This is a genomic window from Carboxylicivirga longa (genome assembly GCF_050589825.1).
Classification (GTDB): domain Bacteria; phylum Bacteroidota; class Bacteroidia; order Bacteroidales; family Marinilabiliaceae; genus Carboxylicivirga; species Carboxylicivirga longa.
The window spans coordinates 181,264-205,344 of record NZ_JBNGOZ010000006.1; the positions used below are offsets into that span (position 1 = coordinate 181,264).

The 24,081-nt window shown below is 44.6% G+C and carries 22 protein-coding genes; 1 reads left to right on the plus strand and 21 read right to left on the minus strand.

The annotated features are described in order from the left end of the window. Positions 1-317: 317 nt before the first annotated feature. The 17 genes from ACRD7A_RS07335 to nuoE all read right to left on the minus strand — a co-directional run bounded on the left by ACRD7A_RS07335 (position 318) and on the right by nuoE (position 17,931). Positions 318-2,036: a hypothetical protein gene (locus tag ACRD7A_RS07335; protein WP_430810484.1), complete on the minus strand. Its 1,719-nt coding sequence runs from the start codon at positions 2,034-2,036 to the stop codon at positions 318-320. Positions 2,037-2,224: 188 nt separating this feature from the next. After that, the gene (locus ACRD7A_RS07340; RefSeq protein WP_430810485.1) at positions 2,225-2,701 is read right to left on the minus strand and encodes an NADH-quinone oxidoreductase subunit NuoE family protein; all 477 of its coding nucleotides are present in this window, start codon (positions 2,699-2,701) and stop codon (positions 2,225-2,227) included. A gap of 88 nt (positions 2,702-2,789) precedes the next feature. After that, on the minus strand, positions 2,790-4,556 hold the full coding sequence (locus ACRD7A_RS07345; RefSeq protein ID WP_430810486.1) for an NADH-dependent [FeFe] hydrogenase, group A6: 1,767 nt from the start codon (positions 4,554-4,556) through the stop codon (positions 2,790-2,792). Positions 4,557-4,591: 35 nt separating this feature from the next. Further along, on the minus strand, positions 4,592-6,385 hold the full coding sequence (locus ACRD7A_RS07350; protein WP_430810487.1) for an NADH-ubiquinone oxidoreductase-F iron-sulfur binding region domain-containing protein: 1,794 nt from the start codon (positions 6,383-6,385) through the stop codon (positions 4,592-4,594). A gap of 10 nt (positions 6,386-6,395) precedes the next feature. Continuing rightward, positions 6,396-6,803, minus strand: a complete 408-nt coding sequence (locus ACRD7A_RS07355) for a (2Fe-2S) ferredoxin domain-containing protein (protein ID WP_430810488.1) — start codon at positions 6,801-6,803, stop codon at positions 6,396-6,398. Positions 6,804-6,895: 92 nt separating this feature from the next. Further along, positions 6,896-7,441: a sensor histidine kinase gene (locus tag ACRD7A_RS07360; protein ID WP_430810489.1), complete on the minus strand. Its 546-nt coding sequence runs from the start codon at positions 7,439-7,441 to the stop codon at positions 6,896-6,898. A gap of 1 nt (position 7,442) precedes the next feature. Beyond that, positions 7,443-8,183, minus strand: coding sequence for a PHP domain-containing protein (locus ACRD7A_RS07365; RefSeq protein ID WP_430810490.1), 741 nt, complete (start codon positions 8,181-8,183; stop codon positions 7,443-7,445). An 82-nt stretch (positions 8,184-8,265) separates the two neighbouring features. Beyond that, positions 8,266-8,607, minus strand: a complete 342-nt coding sequence (locus tag ACRD7A_RS07370) for a serine kinase (protein WP_430810491.1) — start codon at positions 8,605-8,607, stop codon at positions 8,266-8,268. 30 nt (positions 8,608-8,637) lie between these two features. Next, positions 8,638-10,020 (minus strand): [Fe-Fe] hydrogenase large subunit C-terminal domain-containing protein, encoded by a 1,383-nt coding sequence (locus ACRD7A_RS07375; protein WP_430810492.1) that lies wholly within the window; start codon positions 10,018-10,020, stop codon positions 8,638-8,640. Positions 10,021-10,032: 12 nt separating this feature from the next. After that, the gene (locus tag ACRD7A_RS07380) at positions 10,033-10,449 is read right to left on the minus strand and encodes an ATP-binding protein (RefSeq protein WP_430810493.1); all 417 of its coding nucleotides are present in this window, start codon (positions 10,447-10,449) and stop codon (positions 10,033-10,035) included. Positions 10,450-10,459: 10 nt separating this feature from the next. Next, entirely contained in the window at positions 10,460-10,816 is a 357-nt protein-coding gene (locus ACRD7A_RS07385) for a DRTGG domain-containing protein (RefSeq protein WP_430810494.1), read from the minus strand. Between the two features lie 251 nt (positions 10,817-11,067). Next, on the minus strand, positions 11,068-12,258 hold the full coding sequence (locus ACRD7A_RS07390) for a SpoIIE family protein phosphatase (protein ID WP_430810495.1): 1,191 nt from the start codon (positions 12,256-12,258) through the stop codon (positions 11,068-11,070). Continuing rightward, on the minus strand, positions 12,242-14,101 hold the full coding sequence (locus tag ACRD7A_RS07395) for a [Fe-Fe] hydrogenase large subunit C-terminal domain-containing protein (RefSeq protein WP_430810496.1): 1,860 nt from the start codon (positions 14,099-14,101) through the stop codon (positions 12,242-12,244). Before ACRD7A_RS07395 ends, ACRD7A_RS07390 begins: the two co-directional genes overlap by 17 nt. Positions 14,102-14,105: 4 nt before the next feature. Then, a complete protein-coding gene (locus ACRD7A_RS07400) occupies positions 14,106-14,366 on the minus strand; it encodes an NAD(P)H-dependent oxidoreductase subunit E (protein WP_430810497.1) in 261 nt (86 codons plus the stop codon). A 67-nt stretch (positions 14,367-14,433) separates the two neighbouring features. Further along, positions 14,434-16,224, minus strand: coding sequence for an NADH-dependent [FeFe] hydrogenase, group A6 (locus ACRD7A_RS07405; RefSeq protein WP_430810498.1), 1,791 nt, complete (start codon positions 16,222-16,224; stop codon positions 14,434-14,436). Positions 16,225-16,241: 17 nt separating this feature from the next. Continuing rightward, positions 16,242-17,420 (minus strand): NADH-ubiquinone oxidoreductase-F iron-sulfur binding region domain-containing protein, encoded by a 1,179-nt coding sequence (locus ACRD7A_RS07410; RefSeq protein WP_430810499.1) that lies wholly within the window; start codon positions 17,418-17,420, stop codon positions 16,242-16,244. A gap of 31 nt (positions 17,421-17,451) precedes the next feature. After that, positions 17,452-17,931: an NADH-quinone oxidoreductase subunit NuoE gene (nuoE, locus tag ACRD7A_RS07415; RefSeq protein WP_430810500.1), complete on the minus strand. Its 480-nt coding sequence runs from the start codon at positions 17,929-17,931 to the stop codon at positions 17,452-17,454. A 259-nt stretch (positions 17,932-18,190) separates the two neighbouring features. Between nuoE and ACRD7A_RS07420 the strand changes: the two genes are divergently transcribed. Beyond that, positions 18,191-18,871, plus strand: a complete 681-nt coding sequence (locus tag ACRD7A_RS07420; RefSeq protein ID WP_430810501.1) for an AlbA family DNA-binding domain-containing protein — start codon at positions 18,191-18,193, stop codon at positions 18,869-18,871. Here the strand turns inward: ACRD7A_RS07420 and ACRD7A_RS07425 are convergent, their stop codons facing one another. The 4 genes from ACRD7A_RS07425 to ACRD7A_RS07440 all read right to left on the minus strand — a co-directional run bounded on the left by ACRD7A_RS07425 (position 18,872) and on the right by ACRD7A_RS07440 (position 23,909). Further along, entirely contained in the window at positions 18,872-20,692 is a 1,821-nt protein-coding gene (locus ACRD7A_RS07425; protein ID WP_430810502.1) for a serine hydrolase domain-containing protein, read from the minus strand. Between the two features lie 303 nt (positions 20,693-20,995). Further along, on the minus strand, positions 20,996-22,162 hold the full coding sequence (locus tag ACRD7A_RS07430) for a PDDEXK-like family protein (protein WP_430810503.1): 1,167 nt from the start codon (positions 22,160-22,162) through the stop codon (positions 20,996-20,998). A gap of 116 nt (positions 22,163-22,278) precedes the next feature. Further along, positions 22,279-23,457, minus strand: a complete 1,179-nt coding sequence (locus tag ACRD7A_RS07435; protein WP_430810504.1) for an exo-beta-N-acetylmuramidase NamZ family protein — start codon at positions 23,455-23,457, stop codon at positions 22,279-22,281. A 131-nt stretch (positions 23,458-23,588) separates the two neighbouring features. Then, positions 23,589-23,909, minus strand: a complete 321-nt coding sequence (locus ACRD7A_RS07440; protein WP_430810505.1) for a DUF3467 domain-containing protein — start codon at positions 23,907-23,909, stop codon at positions 23,589-23,591. Between the last annotated feature and the right edge of the window lie 172 nt (positions 23,910-24,081).

Consider the following 24,081-nt stretch of genomic DNA (forward strand, 5'->3'; position numbering starts at 1 on the left):
GGCATTGCGTTTATCGGATGTTACTATACAGCACATCGGTCAATCAAAATTAGCGCTTTTAGGCTAATTCAGGCAATATATTACCCAAATTATTTCCTGAATATTCTCATATAATCTACAGCCATTTTAACCATAACATAGATTTACTTACACTGGACAAGCCAGAAAAGCACAAGGCATCATGACTTGATTATCAGGATCATTGGCAGCTTACTCATATTTTCTGCCAAAAAACACACGAATTTCAATTGTCAGTCACTAATACTCAAAACGATGTAAAAACGAGTGCATGGTAACCTGATTACAAATGAAATTGATTAAAAGCCAACTGGTGCACGAAAGCTATTCATCTGCATCATTTGCATCTGCTGTTGTTGCATCATCCACATACCATTGTTAGCCGAAGGTGTAGGGCCATAACCACTTACTCCGATATAGATTGGAACAATTACTTCTGCCATCACCTTGGTTTCATTGTGCTTGGCAATACGGTAACTAAATGAGCTTTTATTGATATGCAGAAAACCATTAATTACAGCATCCAATTTTGTATCAATCGCATTTAATGCATTAAGTTCCTTCAGTTGTCCTTCTTCATCTACTACAAAACGTGCTAAAACAGTTCCCTGCGGGAAGCTCTTCCAATCCATTGATAATATTTGCTGTTTCAGGTTAAAATCGTTGAATCCATTAATTTTTAAAGGCCGATCGCAATATTGATAAACCTTACCCCCATCATTATTACGATAGAAAACTTCTTTCAACTGATAAGCTCTGAATTTTAAATAACATTTACGTTTCCTCACCTCATCATAGATCGTCTCTTCTCCATTTCCGTTATCATCAAGCAGATTATTGCCCAGACTGTCGCATACAGTTAAATAATAGGTGGTCATTTCTTTATCATCTTCCGGTTGAGAAAAATTACGACGAATTGCACCTGCCAATTCAGCTTTACTCCACTCATCATCATCCTTACTAATCCATTTTTTATACCAATCAATAACCGATTGTTTCTTTTCTGCAACCTGTTGCACAATGTCATAATGTAAATTCCCATTTGAATAAAAACGCCGTTCTGCAATCTCCCTTCCCTCCTCGTTAACAACTATTTTCCTCACATTTCCGTTGGGAAAATAATAGGTACTGGTCTCGCTTTTCTCATAAGGAAGAATATTTTTATAGCAATGCTCCATTACCGAAAGGCCCTCCATGCTACTAAATGAGAGCTGCCAATACATCTTTCGACCGATATTCGCCCGGTACTTTGCAGCATCCTTATCCTCTGTTTCTACCATATAGTGGGTAAATAATAGAGGATGTCCTGCCTTACGCTTATCCTCAAAGCTCCTTTTACGAAAATACTCACGAATTTCGGCATCTTCCGGTTTATTTATCCGATTTGTAGAACTATACAAGGGGCTAATATCCTTTTTCCACTCAGGATTATTATCAGATACATCCTTAATAATATTATCATTTGGCTTGTGCAACAGGTAATAAATATTTACCTGCTGACCATTACTTTTTATATCAACAAACTTACAGATACTACAATCATTCTCTTCTCCCAGCACTTCAGCAAACTCCGGCTTTTTAAAGCTGATTAACTTTATATTATCATTCATCGAAAACTCCCCGCGCTTTTTTATCACATCGAAGTTTTGAATTACGGTAAATGTATCCTGCTGAATAGTAAAACCTAAACAATCTTCCGCTTTCAAGCGCTTGTTTCCTCCTATATCTGACTTCCTGGGCTTGTAAACTAATTTTCTACCATTCATTGAATACTTCACCAGTCCGTTTAAGATTTTTCCATCCTTCAGATATATCTTACCCGGCAAAAAGGAAGTTCCAACACTGAAAGTCATTTCAATTGGATCAAGGGGTGAATAATCAGGGTCGATATAGTTATCACTAATCTTTCCACATTGATCTACAAAAAGAGAGGCTTTTCGAAATGGATCATCGCTTGTTTGGGCCAAAATTAAATGCGCCAGAAAAAGGAGCATTAGAGGAAGTATTTTCTTTAACATAGTATGATGATTTGGTTAGATTTGATTAAAAGACTAGCAGCAGGGAAGTCAAAAATGCCACAACTTCTCGCGAAGCAAGAAAAGCCCAAAAGACGCAAAGTGATGACTAGTGCACTTTGCGTCTTTTTTAGCAGGCATAGTGAGGAAATTCTATTTCAGATCTCCCCCTCTATTTTGAAACAGCTTTTTTATCGGTATTCTTCCAAAATACCCTTCACATCTTCGGCAGCCACACGGCCATATACTTTTTCGCCCACAGTAACAACTGGCGCCAAACCACAGGCACCCACGCAACGCAGGCAGCTGATTGAGAATTTACCATCTTGTGTTGTCTCGCCCACTTTGACATTCAGGTGACGCTTAAACTCATCCAGTACTTTCTCAGCGCCACGCACATAACAAGCCGTACCCATACATATAGAAATGGGGTGCTCGCCTTTGGGTATCATGGAGAAGAAAGAATAGAAGGTAACCACACCATAAACATGGGCCACCGACACATTCATTTCGCTGGCTACCAGCTCCTGCACCTCAGCCGGCAGATAGCCAAATAACTCCTGGGCTGCATGCAAGGCGTTGATCAGCTCACCACCTTCATTGCCAAGTCGCTTGCAGACACCTTTTAACTCTTCCACCTTAGCGGCGGGTAATTTTATATTTGCCATTTTTACTTTTTTTTATTCGTCAGATATGAATACGAGTAATGAGATAAAAACTATCTCACTACCCGGTACTTAGTACTGTGTATTACGATTAAATTTCAACCTTCTTTTTCTTATCGTAATAATGCGTGTGCAATAGCTCGTGCGATTTATGACCACAAGGCTCGCCTAAAAACTCCTCATACAATTTGGCGATAAAAGGGTTTTCGTGCGACTTACGCAGCACCTTGCCCCGATCTTCTTCATAGATGGCACGCTGACGCTTCTTTAATATTTCCACATCGCCATGGTGATAAGGCTGACCACCTCCACCGATGCAACCGCCCGGGCACGCCATTATTTCAATGGCATGAAACTGCGACTTGCCGGCTCTAATATCCTCCAGTAACTTGCGCGCATTACCCAAGCCGTGGGCAATACCAATATTAATGGGCAGGCCGTCGAAATCGATGGTGGCCGAACGAATACCCTCGAAGCCACGCAACTCTTCAAAATCAACTTTGGGCAGGGGCTTTTTGGTTTGCACCTCATAAGCCGTCCGCACAGCCGCCTCAATAACACCTCCGGTAGTTCCGAAGATAACAGCCGCACCGGTTGACTCACCCATGGGCTGATCGAAATCATCCTCTTCCAGGGCTTCAAAATTGAGGTTGGCATTGCGTATCATCTGCGCCAGCTCACGGGTAGAGATGGACAGGTTAACATCGGGGTCGCCATCTACTTTAAACTCATCGCGCGAGCACTCATATTTCTTGGCCAGGCAAGGCATTACCGACACCACTACCACATCTTTACGCTCCTTCTTCAGCTGATCGGCAAAATACGTTTTGGCAATGGCGCCAAACATCTGCTGTGGCGACTTGGCAGTGGACGGAATATCAATCATATCGGGGAACTGATGCTCAAAGAAATTGACCCATCCGGGACAGCAGGAGGTTAAAATGGGCAGCTTCACATCCTTATCCCCGTTCAGATGAGCATTCAAGCGCCCTAACAGCTCAGTGCTTTCTTCCATTATGGTGAGGTCAGCCGCAAAATCAGTGTCAAAAACATGGTCAAAGCCCAGCTTGCGCAATGCCGACACCATTTTTCCGGTTACCAAGGTACCCGCTTCCATGCCAAACTCCTCGCCCAAAGCAGCACGTACGGCAGGCGCTGTTTGCACAATCACTGTCTTAGTGGGATCCACAATGGCATCCATCACCTTCGCCGAGCTGTCACGCTGTGTTAAGGCACCCGTGGGGCATACCGCCACACACTGACCACAGAAAGTACAGGCCGAGTGATCCAGATCCATCTCAAAGGCCGGTGCCACCACCGACTCAAATCCGCGGTTAATGGCTGAGAGCACACCCACCGTCTGTACTTCGTTACAGGCCGTTTCACAACGACGACACATGATGCACTTCTCCATTTCGCGCACGATGGCCGGTGACTCGTCACTCTTGTAAGTATTTTTCTCACCCTGATAGCGTACCTCACGGATACCCAGCTTCTGGGCCAGCGACTGCAAGTCGCAATCGCCCGACTTGGCACACACCAAACAGTCGAAGGGATGATCAGACAGGATTAACTCCATGACTGTACGGCGGGCATTGACAACACGCACCGAGTGGGTATTTATCTGCATACCTTCGGTACACTCTGTTTTACAGGCCGGTGCCAGATTACGACGTCCTTCCACCTCCACCACACACACCCGGCATCCACCGGGCTTGTTCTCAAAGTTCATATCATCCAGCTTCATATAACACAAAGTGGGTATATCCACCCCGATGTTTTTAGCTGCCTCCAATATGGTAGTGCCTTTCTCAACAACTACCTTTTTATTATCTATGGTTAATTGAACGATTTCCATTCTTTTACGCTTTAATGGGTTATAAACTTGCCGGTTTACTGAATGCTGATGGCGCCAAACTTACATTTTTCATAACAGGCTCCGCACTTAATACAGATGGCCTGACTGATGACATGCGCTTCCTTCTTATCACCGGTAATGGCATCCACCGGACAAACACGTGAACACAGGGTACAGCCGATACACTTTTCAGCATCGATTACGTACTGCATCAGCGATTTACACTGACCCGCCGGACACTTTCCTTCGTGTACGTGCGCCTCATACTCATCCATAAAATTCTCCATGGTTGACAGCACAGGGTTGGGCGATGTTTGCCCAAGGCCACACAACGATGTATCCTTGATAACATTACTCAGGTTACGCAATAACACCAGGTCCTGCTCGGTACCTTTGCCTTCAGTTAGTTTTTCCAGCATCTCATACAAACGCTTGTTACCGATGCGACAAGGGGCACATTTACCGCAAGATTCCTCCACCGTAAAGTCAAGGTAAAATTTAGCCACAGACACCATACAATCATCCTCATCCATCACAATCATACCGCCTGAGCCCATCATGGAGCCACAGGCAAGCAGGTTATCGTAATCGATGGGTATATCCAGGTGCTTGTCGGTGAGGCATCCACCTGAGGGGCCACCGGTTTGCACCGCCTTAAATTTCTTACCATCCTTAATACCACCGCCAATATCGAAGATAACCTCGCGCAGGGTGGTTCCCATGGGCACTTCAATCAGGCCTACGTTATTGACCTTACCGGCCAGGGCAAACACCTTGGTACCCTTGCTTTTGTCGGTACCAATGCTGCTGAACCATTCTGCACCTTCCTGTAAAATAACCGGAATGTTGGCATAAGTCTCCACATTGTTAACGTTGGTTGGCATACCTTTGTATCCGCTCTCCGAGGGGAATGGCGGCTTCACAGTAGGTTCACCTCTCAACCCTTCCATGGAATGAATCAGCGATGTTTCCTCACCACAAACAAAAGCACCGGCACCATAGCGCAGCTCCACATCAAAGTCAAAGCCAGTACCAAAAATATCCTTACCCAGCAATCCGTATTCACGCGCCTGACCGATGGCAATCTTCAATCGTGATATGGCCAGAGGATATTCAGCCCGAATGTATATCAGTCCTTTATTGGCGCCCGTGCAATAGCCATTGATGGCCATAGCTTCGAGCACCGAATGAGGATCGCCTTCCAATATGGAACGATCCATGAAAGCACCGGGATCGCCCTCATCGGCGTTACACACCACATATTTTTGCGTGGCTTCTACCTTACGGGTAATGTCCCATTTCAGTCCGGTGGGGAAACCACCACCACCGCGGCCCCGCAGACCTGAATCCGTAATGACTTTGATGGCTTCTTCAGGACGCATCTCGGTTAATACCTTACCCAAGGCAGCATAGCCATCACGGGCAATGTACTCATCAATATTTTCAGGGTTAATAAAACCGCAGTTACGCAGGGCAATGCGAATTTGCTTTTTGTAGAATCCCATGTCTTTCGACTCCGACACACGCTCATGTGTTTCCGGATCGGTATATAACAGGCGTTGCACCTTACGCCCTTTAATCAGGTGCTCGGCCACTATTTCGCTGGCATCTTCGGGTGTTACGTGCACGTAAAATGTATTGTCGGGCACCATTTTTACCACCGGCCCTTTTTCGCAAAATCCAAAACAGCCGGTTCTTACAACCTGAACTTCATGCTCCAGGCTGTTTTCTTCAATAACTTTATCCAGATTACGAACGATTTCTTCGCCACGTGAGGCACGACATCCGGTGCCTCCACAAACAAGGATATGATTTTTATATTTAGCCATAGCACAAAAACTATTCTTTTTTATTCTCTTTTACTGTCTCATAATTCACCGGGATGATGCCGTCCACCAGCTCGCCGCGTATCACATATTTTTCAATAATTTCATCGGCCTTTTTATTATCCACATGACCAAACACCACGGGAGCACTGCCCGGAAGCGTTACCTCGATGGTGGGCTCGGCATGGCAGTAACCCATGCAGCCGGTTTGTGTTACAACGGCATCGATGGCGCGATGATCCATCTCTTCAATCAAGTGGTTCATAACTTCTTTAGCACCCGAGGCAATACCACAGGTAGCCATCGACACTTTCACCTGAACCATCTTCTCAGGGTGGTCGCTTTTCTCCCGCAAGCTCACCTTGGCCTGCAATTCATCACGCATCTTGCGCAAATCAGACAGCGATTTAACTTTTGACATAGCGATTGGATATTAGTAGTTATACTTTCTTTTAGTTATTTTTTTTCAGATCTAAGTTCTGATCCTTTTCTATAAAGCATCATCCCGGATCCTCAATCAAATTCTATATTTAATTCCTCCAGATTTTCTCTAATCATATCTTTTAAAAAACTTGTGACGCTGGCCAGACGTATATCTACATCGCCCAACACATCCTTTACTTCTCGGGTGCTGATGGAAAAAACAGCATCATCCTGTTTTACTTCAAACACCAGATTAACCCCCTCATTGCCGGTTATCATCATGGCTGCTGTAGCGGCAATATTGCCCATGGGCGGTCGGTCGATGTGCCGGCGTCCGAGGCGTGCGGTAACTTTGGTGCCCTTACCAATGGCTGATTCCAGCTGGAGGCTGCCACCCGTTTGTTCAGCCGTTTGCTTAATTAATGGAAGCCCCATGCCCACCTTACGTGTGCTGCGCGATGTATAAAACGGATCGCTTACACGCGTCAGTGTGGCCTCATCCATGCCCGTGCCATCATCGCATACTTTAAGGATCAGCCAGCTTGCCTCCACAGTAATCGTTAGTGTGATGTTGGCGGCCTGAGCTCTCACCGAATTTTGGACAATGTCCATAATATGCATCGACAGATCCTTCATCTTAAGCGCTTATTACTTTGCGCCCTTTTGTTCCCTGTAGAGCCATTCTCAACTCCTGAAAGTCGGGCGCTCTCATCTCTAATAATGAATAATGATGGCCGATTTGCTCAGGGAAATGCGCGTCCGACGAATGCAGCACGGTATATGCCTTAAGCTCGGGATGATTATTCAACGGTTCGCTAAGGGCATAACGAGCACTTATTTCGATGGCGTCGGGCTTTATACCGAAAGGCATAAAACCCAGCTGACTATATACGCTGAAGCTGGGGCGAAATATATGTGCCGGAATAAACAGGCCTTCGAGCTGTCGCACGGTATGCTCCACCTCATCGATAGACTGATCGATGGCACTAATGAGCAAACGCTCCTCTTGTCCTTCAATTTCCTCTTCGGCATTAACCCATACCTGATAACCAAAACGCTCAGCATCATTGGGTATATTGGGCAAGTACTTATCCAGATAGACCTGAAAAGCCGCAAGTTTCTCAAAATTTTCAAAGAACGTTAAGCAATGTACTTCTTCCTTGGTGGTTACCTCGGCACCGCATAGCACATACAGACCTTTGAGCTGTCCCACCCTATGCACTTCAGCACACTGCCGGGTGGTGTTATGGTCGGTAATACCAATCATATCCAAGCCGGCCGCCAAAGCCTTTGTCACAATATTTACAGGGCTCATATCCAGGCTGCCGCAGGGCGATAAGACCGTGTGTATGTGAAGATCAGCTTTATAGCGTTTCATTCTTTTTATCATTAGGTATCAAGACCTTCAGCAGGTGGCCAATCTGAAGCTTTCAAATCATCTTGATACGAATATCTTGTGTCTATTTCTTCTCGGCAAGCAGCTTATATAACTCACCGGATAATTCAAAGGCCTGCATTGAAGAGCTCAGCAAGGGGATACCTTCATCGTTACTTTGACTAATGGTATTTTCATCAGCTTCCAAATCCTTGACAATGATAACTGCTGCCACTTCCTTCAAAGAGGCCACGGCCATCACATTACGGTGTGTCTGCAAAGTGATCCACACCTGGCCCTCATCGGCATTGCCCATTACATCGCTTAACAGGTCAGAGGTATAACCGCCACGCACCTCATTCTGAAGCCCCTCTTCGCCGGCAATCACTTTGAGGTTTAGCTTTTCAATGATGTCACAAACTTTCATGTGCTAATATTTAATTGTAATCAGGAGGCCCTACATGGAGGACTCATCCTTAGCTCCTTTTTTCTTACAGTTTTTATCCAGTCGATCTTTACCCCAGGTTTTCTCTATGATCCGGATGGAGTGCTGCGGATCCAGCTTCTTTGACTTCTCCATCATGCGCTGCAAAAACACACAGTTAGACAGATTGGCCTCTTTGCGCACAATGTCCTTGGCCAGACTTTCGCAATTGGGGGCACCACAGGCACCACAGTCAATGCCCGGCAGGTAACACATCATGCGCCGTACCCGCTCCATCTTTTTAAGCGCTATGCCCATGTCCTCGTCCAGCACCATCATCGAGCGCGGCTCTACTTTACCCACATACCCCCTGGCTTTTATCATATCCTTGTGCACTGATGATATATTTTGCACATACTTACCCGAGTGTTTGATACGATCGGCCCGATCCTTAATACGTTCCACCGTCAGAAAGCGATTTTCGGTAAGCAGTACACCACCTGCACAGCTCTGATCGCAAGCCCGGAGCTCCAGAAAATCAACATTTATAATTTCATCATTCTCCACCTTTTCAAGAAAAGAAATGACATTATGAATTTCATCGATGGCCAGGCAGCGTCCTTTCATGTGATTAGCTTCACCGCCGGTTAGACTCCAGTTAAGGCCCTTGGGCGACAGGTAGGGTACTGTTTCACGGCATTTATCACCCATTTGCGATCGCGTTTTCAACACATGATATACTTTATTATAGAGAAAATCCATGTTAATAACCCCATCCACATTGGATACGTCATCGCCCACCGGACTTTTAACCGTTGCTATTTTAGAGGCACAAGGCGTCACATAAAAAACCCCTATCTCATCGGCACACTTACCTTCTTCCTGCAACAAATGACGGTAATACATGGCAGAACTATCGATGGGCGGCTTAATGGGCATAATGTTATTCACCAAGCCTGGAAAACGCACTTGTATCAGCCTCACGATGGACGGGCAAAAGGCGCTGATCATGGGCTTGTCGCGGTCACCATCCTGCTCCTCCAGCATGGTTTCATTAATGACATCAACCGTTGCTTCGGCCGGCACCACATGCGTAAAGCCCAAGCCTTTCAATATTTCAATAATTTCGCACTCGCGGATCACCTTTGAAAACTGACCAATAAACACAGAGGGCAGAATGGCCACCCGATATTTAAAATTAAAGATCTTCTCAAAGTCGTCCTGTTCCACATAAATGGCATCCACCGGACACGCCTTCATGCACTCACCACAATCAACGCACCAGTTTTTTCGTATCGACGCAACACCATCGCGGATGCGGATGGCATCTGTAGGACAAACATTCATGCAATGGGTACAACCATAACATAAATCTTCATCTACCTTTAATGCATGATAAAACTGTTGTTCGCTCATAGCAATCACCTCCTAGCTTGACAATTTTGTCGTTAACTCCACTATCGTTCCTGCCCCTACCTTACTCGATATCTCAATGGTATCGGCATTGCGTTTCATATTAGGCAGTCCCATACCGGCTCCAAACCCCATTTCACGTACCATGGCCGAAGCCGTTGAATAACCCACCTGCATGGCCAGATCAATATCGGGGATGCCGGGGCCTTCATCTTCAATGCGGATATTGATACGTGCCGTATCAATATCCACCAACACCTTTCCCTTATAAGCGTGGGCTACCACATTTACCTCACCCTCGTACAGTGCCACCACTACTCGCTTAATTATCTTCGGATCCACATTTAGCTGTTTCAGCACCTTTTTCACACTACTGGCGGCATTGCCTGCTTTCGAAAAATTTCCCCCTTCTACCTCGTAGCTAAATTCCATACGCTTTCAATCAATAAACAGGCGATACACCTGCATCGTGCAACATACCAATGGTTCGAAACATCGAGTACTGACACTCGATAAGCACCATATTGTTCTCATTGGCTACCGCTACCATATCGGGCGTCACCTTCTTTCCCCGAACAAACACCACGCAATCAATATCGGCCATCTCCGCGGTACGCACAGTCTGCATGTTGGTAAGCCCGGTAATGAGCACCAAATGGTCCGACTCGAGTGTTAATACATCGCTCATCAAATCACTGGCAAACGCGTGTTCCACCTCATTATCAATAAAATCATTGCCACATATTATTCGAGCATCCAGCAGCTCTGCAATCTTTCGTATCTTTATTGATGACGCCATATTCGTTAGTCTTAGCTGGTTTACTTAGCGAAATATTAAAGAAATATTTCATGATTATATAAGCAAACTAATACTAATATACCGAGAAAAAAAAGGTCATAAGTTGATTTTCAATAATACAGAACTAATCTAAATTAAGTACCAACAGATCAGCAGATAAGAGAAAATGACGCTTTCAATTTGAAAGGTTTGTTAACATTTGAGTGTTAATTGATAACAAATCTTAATTTTATGATTTAAATCAGCTTTACTTACATATATTCGATGGAAACGTCCTTAAGAAACTTTTCTTCAAGAAAACGAATCACACGCTTTACCACGCTTCGCCGTATCTCCAGTTCAACGGGCAGGTTGGGATCCTGATGTGCCACATTGATGCGCGTACCGTTAAGGATATGGATGCGGTCACTCTCGAGCAAGAGTTTTATAATTTGATCAGCCGGCCCATTGCCAAGGCGGGTATTTGAATTATGGCGCTCCAGCAAACGGGCAACTTTACCCAAAGTCAAAATGCCTTCAGTCACCAGGCTAATGCCCTCCATAAAGGATGCGGGAGGCAGCTCGGGATCGTCAGACTCAATGCCAGCATCGAACTTTAAGGCCAGTTCACGTGCCACTACTTCGGCAGTGGTACCTCCGGCTATTATCTTCTTGCCCTTAAACTGCTGCACCTTCAGGGCAAAAGCAAAATCGTTGTGATCGTCAAAAGGCGGCCCGGTAATAAGCAGTAACTTACGGGGTTCACGAAAATAAATCACGCCACACGACGAATCATCTTTTGGATGATCGCCATCGTGTAACTTCGCCATGTTTATCACTTTCTGAGCAAGCTTACCCGAGGCGGCAAAGGGGCCGTACTTCACGATCTTCCTCACAAACTCTCCCAGGGCATCGCGTCCCCAGCCAAAGGGAAAAGCCCGCGTGCCCATGCCGGATTGCACAATACCATCGGACCAAAAGAAGATACGATCCTCCAGTTGAGCTTTAAAATTACAAAGACGCAGCTTTTTACCCTTATTCTTTTCACTCTGAAGCACCAGATCCTCCCATCCGGGATCCAGCTCCTCCTGTCCCCGCATAATCAAGCAAAGGGGATTATCATATTCAACAATGGTAGTAGTGCCATCATCTTCCACATCAATAATGGTAAAGGTGCTGTAGCTCACCTTTCGAACACTGCACACCGGCAGCGTATTCATGATAATCTCGGCCGTACGGGCCACTGCCCGGTGCTCAATGGTAAAATTCATGGCCATGGAAGCCGTCAGGGTAGCCAGCACATTGGCCTTTACCCCACTTCCCATGCCATCGGACAGCACAGCGACAAGCCGTCCTTCCTCCTTAACACGCTTGGAAAGAAATACATCGCCACAAATTGTTTCACCCTGATGATTATTCTGGCGACACTCAACATCGATAAAAAAATTATGTTCCTGATCCATGTTGTTCTCCTAATTGCTGGGCCTGTATGATGCTATTCAGTGTCTTTTCTGTTTTTGAAGCACTCTCACCCAAGAGAAAAGCAATCTGCTGCACCGTCTCCAAGTTCTCCTTAATCACATCCTGGGCTCGTTTTATCACCTCTTCCTTACGCACTTCGGGTGTTATTAAATCGCGAATGATACCGCCCACCACTTCCTTGGGTTTAATAGTAAAAACCGACACATTGAGGATGGAATTACCATACTCCATATCACGATCGAGCAAATCCTGCCCCGACTGCATAACTGAAGCAAACACTTTATGAAAGTTGAGCAGGCTTTTGAGTTCGGCACCATGCAATCCGGGCACCACCTCAGCAATCTCACGGGCATCATCACCCAGCATCTCCACAAAGCGCTCATTGGCTTCCAACACATGCATGTGCTTATCAACAATGACTACGCCGGCACGCAGCTTATTCAGCATGGCCGTGGTAGTCTCTGCTGCCTCACGTGCCAATCCTTCCTCCTGCCGAGCCCTTTCCTCGCTCTTCACCAGGGCTTCCTGCGTCTTTTTGTACTTCTCATTGGCTGCATTCAGCTTGCTCACAAAGGCTCGCAGCTTTTTAATGGAGTAGCTATAGCACTGCTCATAATCTGTAAGGCCTTGTAAGTGGGCAACTGCAAAATCGCGACAGCTGGGATAACCGCAGGCGCCACAACCCAACTGATCCTCCAACCTTGTTTTTCCCATGTCGGCCAGCACCACATCCACTTCTGCCTTTGTAGGAATCGGCAGGCGCACATCCTTTGATCGAAAAGAGCGAGACAGATCAAGGCACTTAAACTCCTCAATGTCGAGGCGCCACTGATAGGCATCGAGGGCTTTCATGCGCTTATTCACATACTTAATCACCTGCGAACGACGGGTAAACTTCTTCCCGCCCTGCGAAGTTCCGGGTCCCTGAATACAGCCCTTACAATAGAATAGATCGAGATGCTGGTTGAGCTGATTCTCCGATTTAAATTCCTTAATGGACTGCAGAAAGTTGGTTCGCCCCTCGGTGATGATAATGTCGCCCTCCAGCAGTCCCTGGTTGATATCCACAGCCTGAAACAATCCGTGCGATATGGGGAACAATCCTCCTTTGCGTCCTAGTGGCGGGTCAAACTCACTAAACTCAACGGTATTTTCAGAAATACCTTTTTGAGCGAACAATTCCCGCAACTCAGTAAAAGTAATAACCCCATCAATATGACCATCGGTATCATAAAACTTTTTAGCTTCATCTTTAGCAGCCGTACAGGCCGTGATATAAACCACTTTTACCGCCTCGCCATAGCGTTTATGCAAAACCTTAGCCATGGCAATGTAGGGCGGCACTATGGGTGCCAGATTATCCACCAGCTCGGGCTCTTGTTTCTCAATGTAATTCACTACAGCCGGACACTTGGTGGTGATATAATGCCTTCCCTGGAAATTTTCCACCAGGTGCTTATACTGATAAGCCACCAAATCGACGGCAAAAGACATTTCTGTTACCAGATCGAAACCAATGGCACGAATCATGGCTACAAACTTACGGTAATCAGCAATGTCGGTGAACTCACCGGAAATGGCCGGATCGCAGACCGCTGCTACCCTGTCCTCTGCCTGGATGAGTTCCTCAACAAGCTGTGCTTCGCGGCGATATTCAATAGCCCCCTGCGCACACATACTCACACACTGACCACAGCCTATGCATCGCTCTGCCAGAATCTGGGCATGCTTATCGGCTATTTTAATCGCCTTGGCCGGACACACCCGCACGCAGGTATAGCTTAAATTGCACTTATCCTTATCACTTATAATTAACTGCCCCATAGACTTATGTTTCCTGTTCGAGTTCAAAGAAGTTGGTTAATATCTCATACACATTGTCAACCGTTACCCTAGAAAATAACTGATCGTCAATGCGCAACATGGGCCCTTCCTCACACTTCCCTCCACACAAATCGCCATGGAAGAACACATCGGCATCGAGCTGATGCTCTTTTAGAAATGCTTTCACGATCGCCAAAACGTCTTTATTGCCCCTTGAAAAACAAGAGCTGCCCAAACAAATAACTATTTCATGCTTCGTATCCATAATTATAAACTTGAAAATCAAGTTCAAAATAATAAAAAGAAACCGACCAAAGCCGGTTTCTCATTAATTAATACCGATTTCTTTCAGTATAATGGGTATGCAATAATTCGTGTGACTTTTTACCCAATGGCGCTTTCAAAAAAGCCTCATAAAGATGCATCACCTCAGGATTTTCATGCGATTTTCGAATGGGCTTTAACGCGTCTTCCCGATAAATAGCCTCACTTCGTTTCTTTCTTATCTCAGGCGAGGTAGGGATCGGTTGTCCGCCACCGCCCAGGCAACCACCGGGACAGGCCATAATCTCAATAAAATGATACTCCGCCTTACCATCGCGAACGGCTTCCATCACATGCTTGGCATTTGACAATCCATGCGCTACACAAGTCTTTAGCTCTACTCCTTCCAGAAAATCCCATTCCGGCAGCACTTTCTCCATTTTAATGGTAGCCTCTCGGATACTTTCCATGCCCCGAACAGGTGTAATATTCAAGCCATTGAAAGGTACTTCACGACCGGTCACCAACTCATAAGCAGTGCGCAATGCCGCTTCCATCACACCACCGGTAGCACCAAAAATAACGGCTGCTCCACTTGACTCACCCATAATACTATCGTACTCATCATCGGGCAAAGAAGCAAAATCAATACCCGCCTGTTTAATCATCAGGGCCAGCTCCCGCGTTGTAAGCACATAATCAACATCTTTATATCCGCTACTGCGCATCTCAGGTCGGTCGGCCTCATACTTCTTAGCCGTACAGGGCATCACCGATACACTGACCATGTCTTTGGGATCTACCCCTATCTTTTGGGCATAATAAGTCTTCGCCAAGGCTCCAAACATTTGCTGCGGCGATTTGGCCGTTGACACATTGGGCAACAACTCCGGAAAAGCATGCTCGATAAACTTCACCCACCCGGGAGAGCAGGAGGTAGTCATGGGCAATCGCACGGAAGTATCCTTCTCCTTGACCACTTTTTTCAAACGCTGTAGCAACTCATTACCCTCTTCGATAATGGTTAAGTCGGCAGTAAAATCGGTATCCAACACTGAGCTAAACCCCAGACGACGGAGGGCCGTCACCATCTTACCGGTCACAATCTCACCAGGCGGCATGCCCAATGCCTCCCCCAGGGCAATGCGCACAGCCGGTGCCGTTTGCACCACCACATGCTTATGCTCTGCATTCAAGGCGGACCACACCTCATCCAGATAGGTTTTCTCGGTTAAGGCACCCGTTGGACAACGATTCACACACTGCCCACAGTTGGTACACACCACTTCAAACATGGGCTTATCGAAAAATGAGGATATTTTCATATCTTCCCCTTTATGGGCCACCGTTAATGCACTGATGCTCTGCAGCTGATCGCAGGTGCGCACACAACGCTGACAGCGAATACACTTACTATCGTCCTTGATAATGGAAGGCGAAAAATTATCAATGGTATAGCCCTTGTGTGCCACCAGGTCGATAAAGCCATTGTCGCCAATAATGTATTCCGAGGCCAACTCCTGAAGCTCACACTTACCGTTTTTATAGCACCGGGTACAGTCGGCACGGTGCTCACTTACCAGCAGCTCAATAATTTGCTTGCGGGCACTGCGCACCTTCATGCTGTTGGTATGAATCTCCATACCTTCGGCCACAGGCATGGCACAGGAGGGCAACAAGCGATCACTACCGCTTTGTTCCACCACACACACCCGGCAGTTACCGGCCACACATAAATCCTCGTGATAGCACAAGGTAGGAATACGAATATTTACTTTACGAGCCGCTTCCAGTATTGTAGCTCCGCTATGAATACTAACGGCAATATTATCGATTTTAAGATTAATCTTATCTGACATCTTTGAGGCTTTTGAGGTTAGTAAATCATTTCTTCTCTGAAATTCTCAACGATGGATGAGAAGGAATTGGCCACCGATTGTCCCAGGCCACATTTGGCCGTCACCCGCATGGCCTCAGCCAAATCGAGCAAACGATCGAGGTAGGATGAGGGCTGTTCGCCCTTTTTAACGGCCTGAATACCCAGCAACAACTGCTGCGTACCTACCCGGCACGGTGTGCACTGACCACATGACTCCTCCACAAAGAAGTCGAGGTAGTTATGCAATACGTTATACATCGAACGCGATGAGTTAAAAATCATCATGGAACCACCCGTGGGCAGGGATGTGCCCCTTAGCTTGCCCTGATAACCAATGATGGTTTTTTCAAACTTTTTACGCGGCACACAAAAGCCCGAGGCTCCTCCTACCTGCACAGCCTTGGAGTCGCCATCGCCAAAATCATCCACAAACTTCTGGAGCGACATGCCAAACTCCAGCTCGTAAATGCCCGGAATGGGCGTATCACCGGAAACAGAAAACACTTTGGAGCCCCGCGAATCCTGCACTCCCAGATCCTTGAATTTATCGGGACCGTATTTTAAGATGGAATAAGTATGTGCCAAAGTCTCCACATTGTTAATTACGGTGGGTTGTCCTTTATAGCCAAAATCGGTGGGGAATGGCGGCTTATTGCGCGGCTCGCCCCGCTTACCTTCCATGCTTTCAAACAAGGCACTTTCTTCGCCACAGATATAGGCGCCACTTCCCAAAAAAATGGCCACTCTTAAATCAATTTTTAAGTCATCAAGCAGCACATGAAAATCATCAATGACCTTTTGTAAGGAGGGCTTTAAAAATTTATACTCCCCCCGCAGGTAAATAAAACCCTTTTTAGCACCTATGATGTGCGCACACACCGCCATGCCTGTAAGCACTTTATGTGGTACACTTGATAATATCTCACGATCTTTAAAAGTACCAGGCTCCCCCTCATCGGCATTACAAATCACAAACTTATCGGGCTGATTAGCTTCGGCTGCCAGCTTCCATTTTAAACCCGTTGGAAAGCCAGCTCCACCTCGGCCTTTCAAACCCGAGCTAATCAAATCATTAATCACATCATCGCATTTACGCCCAATGGTTTTCCTGAGTATTACTTCGGTATCGTGTTCATTCTTGAAAATAAGATCCAGTCTTTGCAAATTCTTTTTCATCGCTTGCGTATTTTATAAAACCCCGGCACTGTTAATTAACATTCAACTCCTGCTGTTTATATTTCATAATAATCGCACGCACTTTTTCAGGCGTCAGTTCGGTATAAGGCTCATCGTTAACCAACATGGCGGGCCCTTTATGACACTGCCCCAAACAGTTGGTTTCGAGCAGCGTAAACAGCCGATCGTGTGTTGTTTCTCCCAAGTTAATTTTCAGCACAGCTTCCAGCTCCTGAATAATTTGATTCTTACCATGCATCATGCAAGTAATTGTTTTGCACACCCGGATTACATATTTACCCAAAGGCTTGGTATGCAAGAAAGAGTAGAAGGTAGCGGTGCCATACACCTGAGCTGCTGAAATATTGAGCTCGCGCGCCACCTCCACCATAGCATCCTCCGAGATATGCTGCTCCTGATTTATAATTCCTTGAAGAATGGGCAAAAGGCTCTCCATGCTGCGGCCGTGTTGATCGGCCAGTCCTTTTACCAACTGTTTTACTTCAGCCATAATTGTTGATTTAAGGGTTTACTTAACTGGGTATAGAGAATTATTTCTTTAAAAGTTAAGTTTTTTTAACATCGCTGTCCAGTATTTTTTTTCTCTATGCTGAAAAAAATCCTTATTAATAATCATTCTCAATAGCTAACTATCAGCACATTGCACGAATACATTCTTTTATCGTCACTTTTAAGGGGAGCTCCTGCACTAGGAATGGCTTTTTATTTATCCTTTCATTTTTCCGATCTTTGCCAAAAATTAAACAACAGTGAATCAAACAGAACTACAGCAGATGATTCTGGAAGGTGAACACCTGAAGCAGGATTTTAAGTTTGCCATTACAGATACCAAAAAGATAGCCCGCTCCATTGCAGCTTTTGCCAATACGGAAGGCGGACGTCTACTCATCGGTGTGAAAGACAACGGTAAGGTCGCGGGCGTTGAGTCTGACGAGGAATATTATATGATAGAGGCAGCCGCCAAGCGGCATTGTAGGCCGGCGGTGGAGTTTCAAACTCGTAAGTGGGAGATGGATGGCAAAACTGTACTGGAAATCATCATTGAAAAAAGTAAAAAGCGACCTCACTCAGCGCCCGACAAGGACGGAAAAGCGACCTACTATGTACGCGTTAAGGATCAGAACCTGGTGGCCAATCGCATATTAACGGAAGTGTGGAAGCGCGAAAAACAGCCCGGTGGATCGCTCCTTAAAATCAAATATGCAGAGAGTAAGCTGCTCACCTACCTGGGAATACATGGTTATATCACCTTTTCAAAGTTCTGCGGCATGGCCAATATCAGCCCCCGCAAGGCTGAGAAGATCCTTATTAACCTGATTCAGATGAAGGTCATCGAGATGGATATTACCGAGAGTCAGATTTTCTATAAGATGAACAGTAATCCTGAATATCCCGAGCCTAATCAGCAGGAGCTGCCAGACGATTGGTAATCAATCCCTCTCCTCTATGGCTTCATAAAACACCTGCTGGATGGATGGTCGCACATTCATCCGGTAAATTAAAGGATTATTGCGACTGGGGTATACGCGATTTGAAAGAAATATATAAACCAAATCATATTGCGGATCAACCCACACGAAAGTACCGGTAAAACCACTGTGCCCATAACTTTGGGCGCTCACTGCCGGTGCCGGATAACTATTTTCGATGGACAATGTATCGTTGCCGGGCAAGGGTTTATCAAAGCCAGCCCCACGACGGTTATCGCTTTGTGGATATTGAACACGCGTAAAAGCATCCAGCATGGTGGATGATAGGTAAGAACGGCCACCGTAACTTCCCTTTTGCAGATATAGCTGCATCAGCTTTGCCACATCGTAGGCACTGCCAAACAAGCCCGCATTGCCCGACACACCTCCCATAATGGCGGCAGCCTCATCGTGCACCTGCCCTTTCAGCTGAGTTCTTCGGTAGTGAGCATCGTACTCGGTGGGCACAATACGACTGTGCGCCAATTTGTTCAGTGGATTATAACATAAAGAAGAGGCACCTAGCTGATCGAAAAAATGGCGATACAGCATTGTCTCATAATCATCAGAATATAAGTTACTCAGCAGCTGCGGATAAAGCATAAACGACAAGCCACTGTACTTATAGCCAACATCGGGCAGCAAATCTGACTTGCGAATGGCTTTATATACCTTCTTGGTAAATGAACGCGAGAGAAATAGATTAGGGGCAACAGCCAGCGAATATTTTTCAGAAGGATTGATACGATAATACCGAGACTGATACTCCCCATTCTTCATCGTCATCGGGTAGTAGTTGATATACGGTGCAAGACGCGCCTGATGCGCCAATACGGAACGCAAGGAAATAGTATCCTTGTTGGAGCGATGAAAGAGGGTGCTTTTCCAATCAGGCCAGTAACGGCTAAATGGTTGATCAAGATGCATCAAACCATCATCGCAGGCCTTAATAATCAGTGGCAGCGGGCCGGCAATCTTGGTTACCGATGCCAGATCGTACACATCGTGTGGCTGCACTGCAATGCGCTTATCATAGGTATGATGGCCGTAGCTGCCATTAAAGATCACTGCCCCCTTATAGGCCACCAGAACACGGCAACCGGGAAATGCAGTGGCTGTGATAGCCTGCTGCACAATGCTATCCACCCGGGTTTGAATACGCTCATCGGCCAAACCAAAGACAGCGCCAGGCACGTAGCGCAGGCGTTGCCTCGTATCATAATGCGTCAGTTCTTCACCCAGTGTCAGGGCATTAAAAACTACCTGAACGGACAGGTCACGACTGATAGTGTTGTTTAGCGGACAATAAAGCACATAATCCGCAGCCGCCCTTAAATCTGCCATGGGCAATTCCAGGGTGTCACCCAGCACGATAAGGGATAAACATCGAATACTATCGCTCAACAAGTATTTAGGAAGGGCTTGATCGGCTGTTACCACCGCAATAAGATGATCAGAAGAAGCTAAAACCTTCTCTTGCTCATCGGTTTGCTCTATGGTCAGCACAGGCACATCGGCATAGCGATGCACTAAAGGCTCCCACTGCTGCCCCTTTTCAGCGATGCCGAAAACAATGCGCTCACGATCCAGATCCTCGATGGGAAAGTTACTCCCGCTTTGCTTCAGAAACTCAAAGCGCTGCCAAACAGGCGAATATTCATCACACTGCCTGAGACTATCCGGCTCAGCAGCACGGGCAGACGAAGACATTAACAACAGGCGGAAAAACGCAAGGATAAAATAAAAATGATTTCCTAAGCTTATTGATGTATTCTTATTCATCGCTCATTTTTTATAAAAAAAAACCAAATGTTGGTATTCAAAGCTCTTTATGCATTGAATAATGGAATTATTCGTTGATCCTAATGTTTTTTCTGCTTGCTGCACCCGGTCAGGCTATGAAGCGTTGGAGAAATGTTACCAGATTTTCCTTTCAAAATGCTAAATAGCCAAAGCGTTGTATTTTGCTTTTACCTCTTCGTCTCACAAAGCCAAATCAACGATTTGGCGGTGGGCAGCTTTGCAGAAGCTTTCAATTTAGCACTGCCCCCCAATGCTTTATTAGCCATTGTTGGCAACTATTATTTATTCAATTAAATTTTTTAATTCAATACATAGGGTTTCTATTAATTCAATAACTTTTAACTCTTGATTAAAATTGTAATACTGACATATATCATTTTCCTTACCTTCTGAAGGATTAAATGTTGACAATATCTTAAATTCATCTCGATATTGCTCAACCATACTATATTTCTCTTTTTCAGTATAAAAATTTACTAAATATTTACAATTAAAAGGATCTTCTCCAAATGCCACTCTCAGCAATAAAGGAATATTATCAAATGTAAAACCTGAAAAATAAACCGCAGTTCCCAATCTCTCAACTTTCTCAAAAGGGTAACAATTATTAATAAATTTTTCTTCAATTCTAATTGCCAAATATTCAGGTAATTCTTCCATCATATTTTTAATTGACATCGAAGTTTCCAAGTTATTTGCTTCTAATAGTTTTTCACGAAATAATTTCAACGAAGCTGTATCCATATTATTTGTATTTAAAAATTTAATCAACTTACTGTATTGCTGAAGTATAAATTTGTTTTCACTTCTTTTTGATGCTTCAATAGCAGGCTGTATCCAGTTTGAAAATAAGCTCCTTTTACCTTCTAGATTTGTATATGAAGGAATCTGTTTAATCAAAGGTTTAATCTTATCTAACTCTTTCTTTGACCAATCAGAAGTATTTACAGTTTTACAATCATCTAATGTCAGATAGATAATTGCAACAATCTCAAATTCCTTTTTAAGTAAATTATAATATCTAGGTAATTGCTTTTCCTGATCAACTGCATTGTTTATTTTATTTTCAACAATAATTGCTTTTTTTGAATTAGCATCTCTAATAGAAATATCTATATTATCAACCTCACGATATATTTTAGCTGTCCTAAAGTCTTCTTTTTTAACAAGCTCTATATCTATCATGTCAATAAATAACTTTAAATAAAGGTCATTTTCTTTGTGCTTCTTTGTTGGATCTATAAATGAAAATATAAAATCGCTATGTAGATTTTCATAATGATATTTTGGAGAAATAAGAGTGAACACATTGAACTTTAAATCATCATTGTTGATTCTGTTTTTTTTAAAATTATCGCCAATAACCTTACAATCAGAAATTAATCCAATGATATCATTATATCTACTTTCAAACACATGTCTCCAATATTTAAGTTCTTCAATTTTCATTCTTATACTATGTTTGCGTTGATAATAGTTGCTAACTTATCAATAAACACCACACATCCGTTAATTATGCGAAATCATTATCCGTATATCCTCATGGCTTTTCCAATCTTATGTAGCTACGGATACAAAAGATATTGCTTGCGTAATGTTGCGTAATCCTCCAGCTCATTGCTCCAGCTCGCTCGTATTTCTACTTCCGACCAGCCGGCTTCTATCTTTTTGAGCAAGGTATCATTGCCAGCCAACAGGTTAAACCAGCGCTCTCTGCTGATAAAGGAGTCACTAAAGTTTGATTTCTCGTAAAATGTCAATAAATAGCTCAATGTGAAGCGATGCGCTAAGGGCTCATTGCGCAAATCAACTCCATAACATAGCTTATCTTGTTGTGGTGGGTGCTTTGACATACCCTCAATGCTAACCGGGGTAAAAGTAAAGTCACCATAAGTTGAATCGGGATAGCCAATCACCTGAAACGGCATGTAGGTGCCACGCCCCACACTTATCTCGGTAGCCTCAAAAAAGCAGAGTGAGGGATACAGACGAATTGAAATATCGTTGGGCAGGTTGGGCGATGGCTTCACGGGCAAGGAATAAGCCATCTCATGTCGATAATTATCCATCTTAACCACCTGCAAATCACACTGCACTGAATCATTCAACCATCTCTCACCATTAATCATCTGAGCGAGCTCCCCTACCGTTAATCCATGAACGATGGGTATTGGATGCATGCCAACAAATGACTGAAATTCCAGATCTAAAACAGGACCGTCATAATAATCTCCATTAGGATTAGGACGATCCAACACCAGCATGGGGATGCTGTTTTCGGCACAAGCTTCCATCATATAATGCATGGAGGAAATATAGGTGTAAAAACGGGCTCCCACATCCTGGATATCGAATATTACAACATCAACACCCTCCAGGTCTTGCTTATTGGGTTTCTTATGTTTTCCATAAAGTGAGACAACGGGTAAGCCGGTTTTAACATCTTGCCCACTCTTAATATGCTCACCGGCATCCGCCTTTCCTCGGAAACCATGTTCCGGAGCATAGATTTTAGCAACATTTATACCACGCGTCAGTAAGGTATCGATTAAATGGGTTTGCCCAACTAAAGATGTATGATTAACAAGTAAACCCACTTGTTTGCCATTTAAAAGCGGCAAGTATTCTTCTAATCTCTCACAACCAAGACGTAGTTCATGCCCCTCTCGGTTCTTAGCCGGGGCCTGACACGAAGTAAAAATTAAGCTGATAAGTAAAAATCGCAGTGCAAATTGGTAATACATATTACATTTTTTTTGTGAAAATAAAAAAAAACGGAACATGATGCTCCGTTTCTTTCAAATTTTTACACTTCAATTCACGTGGCCTTGCGAATTAGTACGCATTTATTACGATGAAATGTTAAATACTTCAATTATGCCTGGCCCGCGGGCCCGAAGTTCATGGGCATAACAGGACCCGACCCATTATTGTCAGTATTTTTGATGGGGCCATGCAACGATTCAAAGCGCGCAATATTATCTTTTAAGGCGTTCATCAGGCGCTTAGCATGCTCGGGAGTGATAATCACACGCGATTTCACTTGGGCTTTAGGAACACCCGGCATAATCCGCACAAAATCAAGGACAAACTCAGCCGGAGAATGTGTAATAATGGCTAAGTTAGAGTAGGTTCCTTGTGACACTTCTTCGTTTAATTCAATGTTCAGCTGATTTTGATTCTTCTTGTCTTCCATAGTATAAATAGTTTGTTAGTTCATAGTCAGAAGGCAGTAGTTAAAACATTGCATATCCCTTTCAGAAAATTATAGAAGACAAGCTCTTAAAACACCGCTTTCCGTATTTCACACATGTTGAATTGTTTAAAAAAGGGGAAGACACAATTGTGCTTCCCCCTCTTCTATCGTA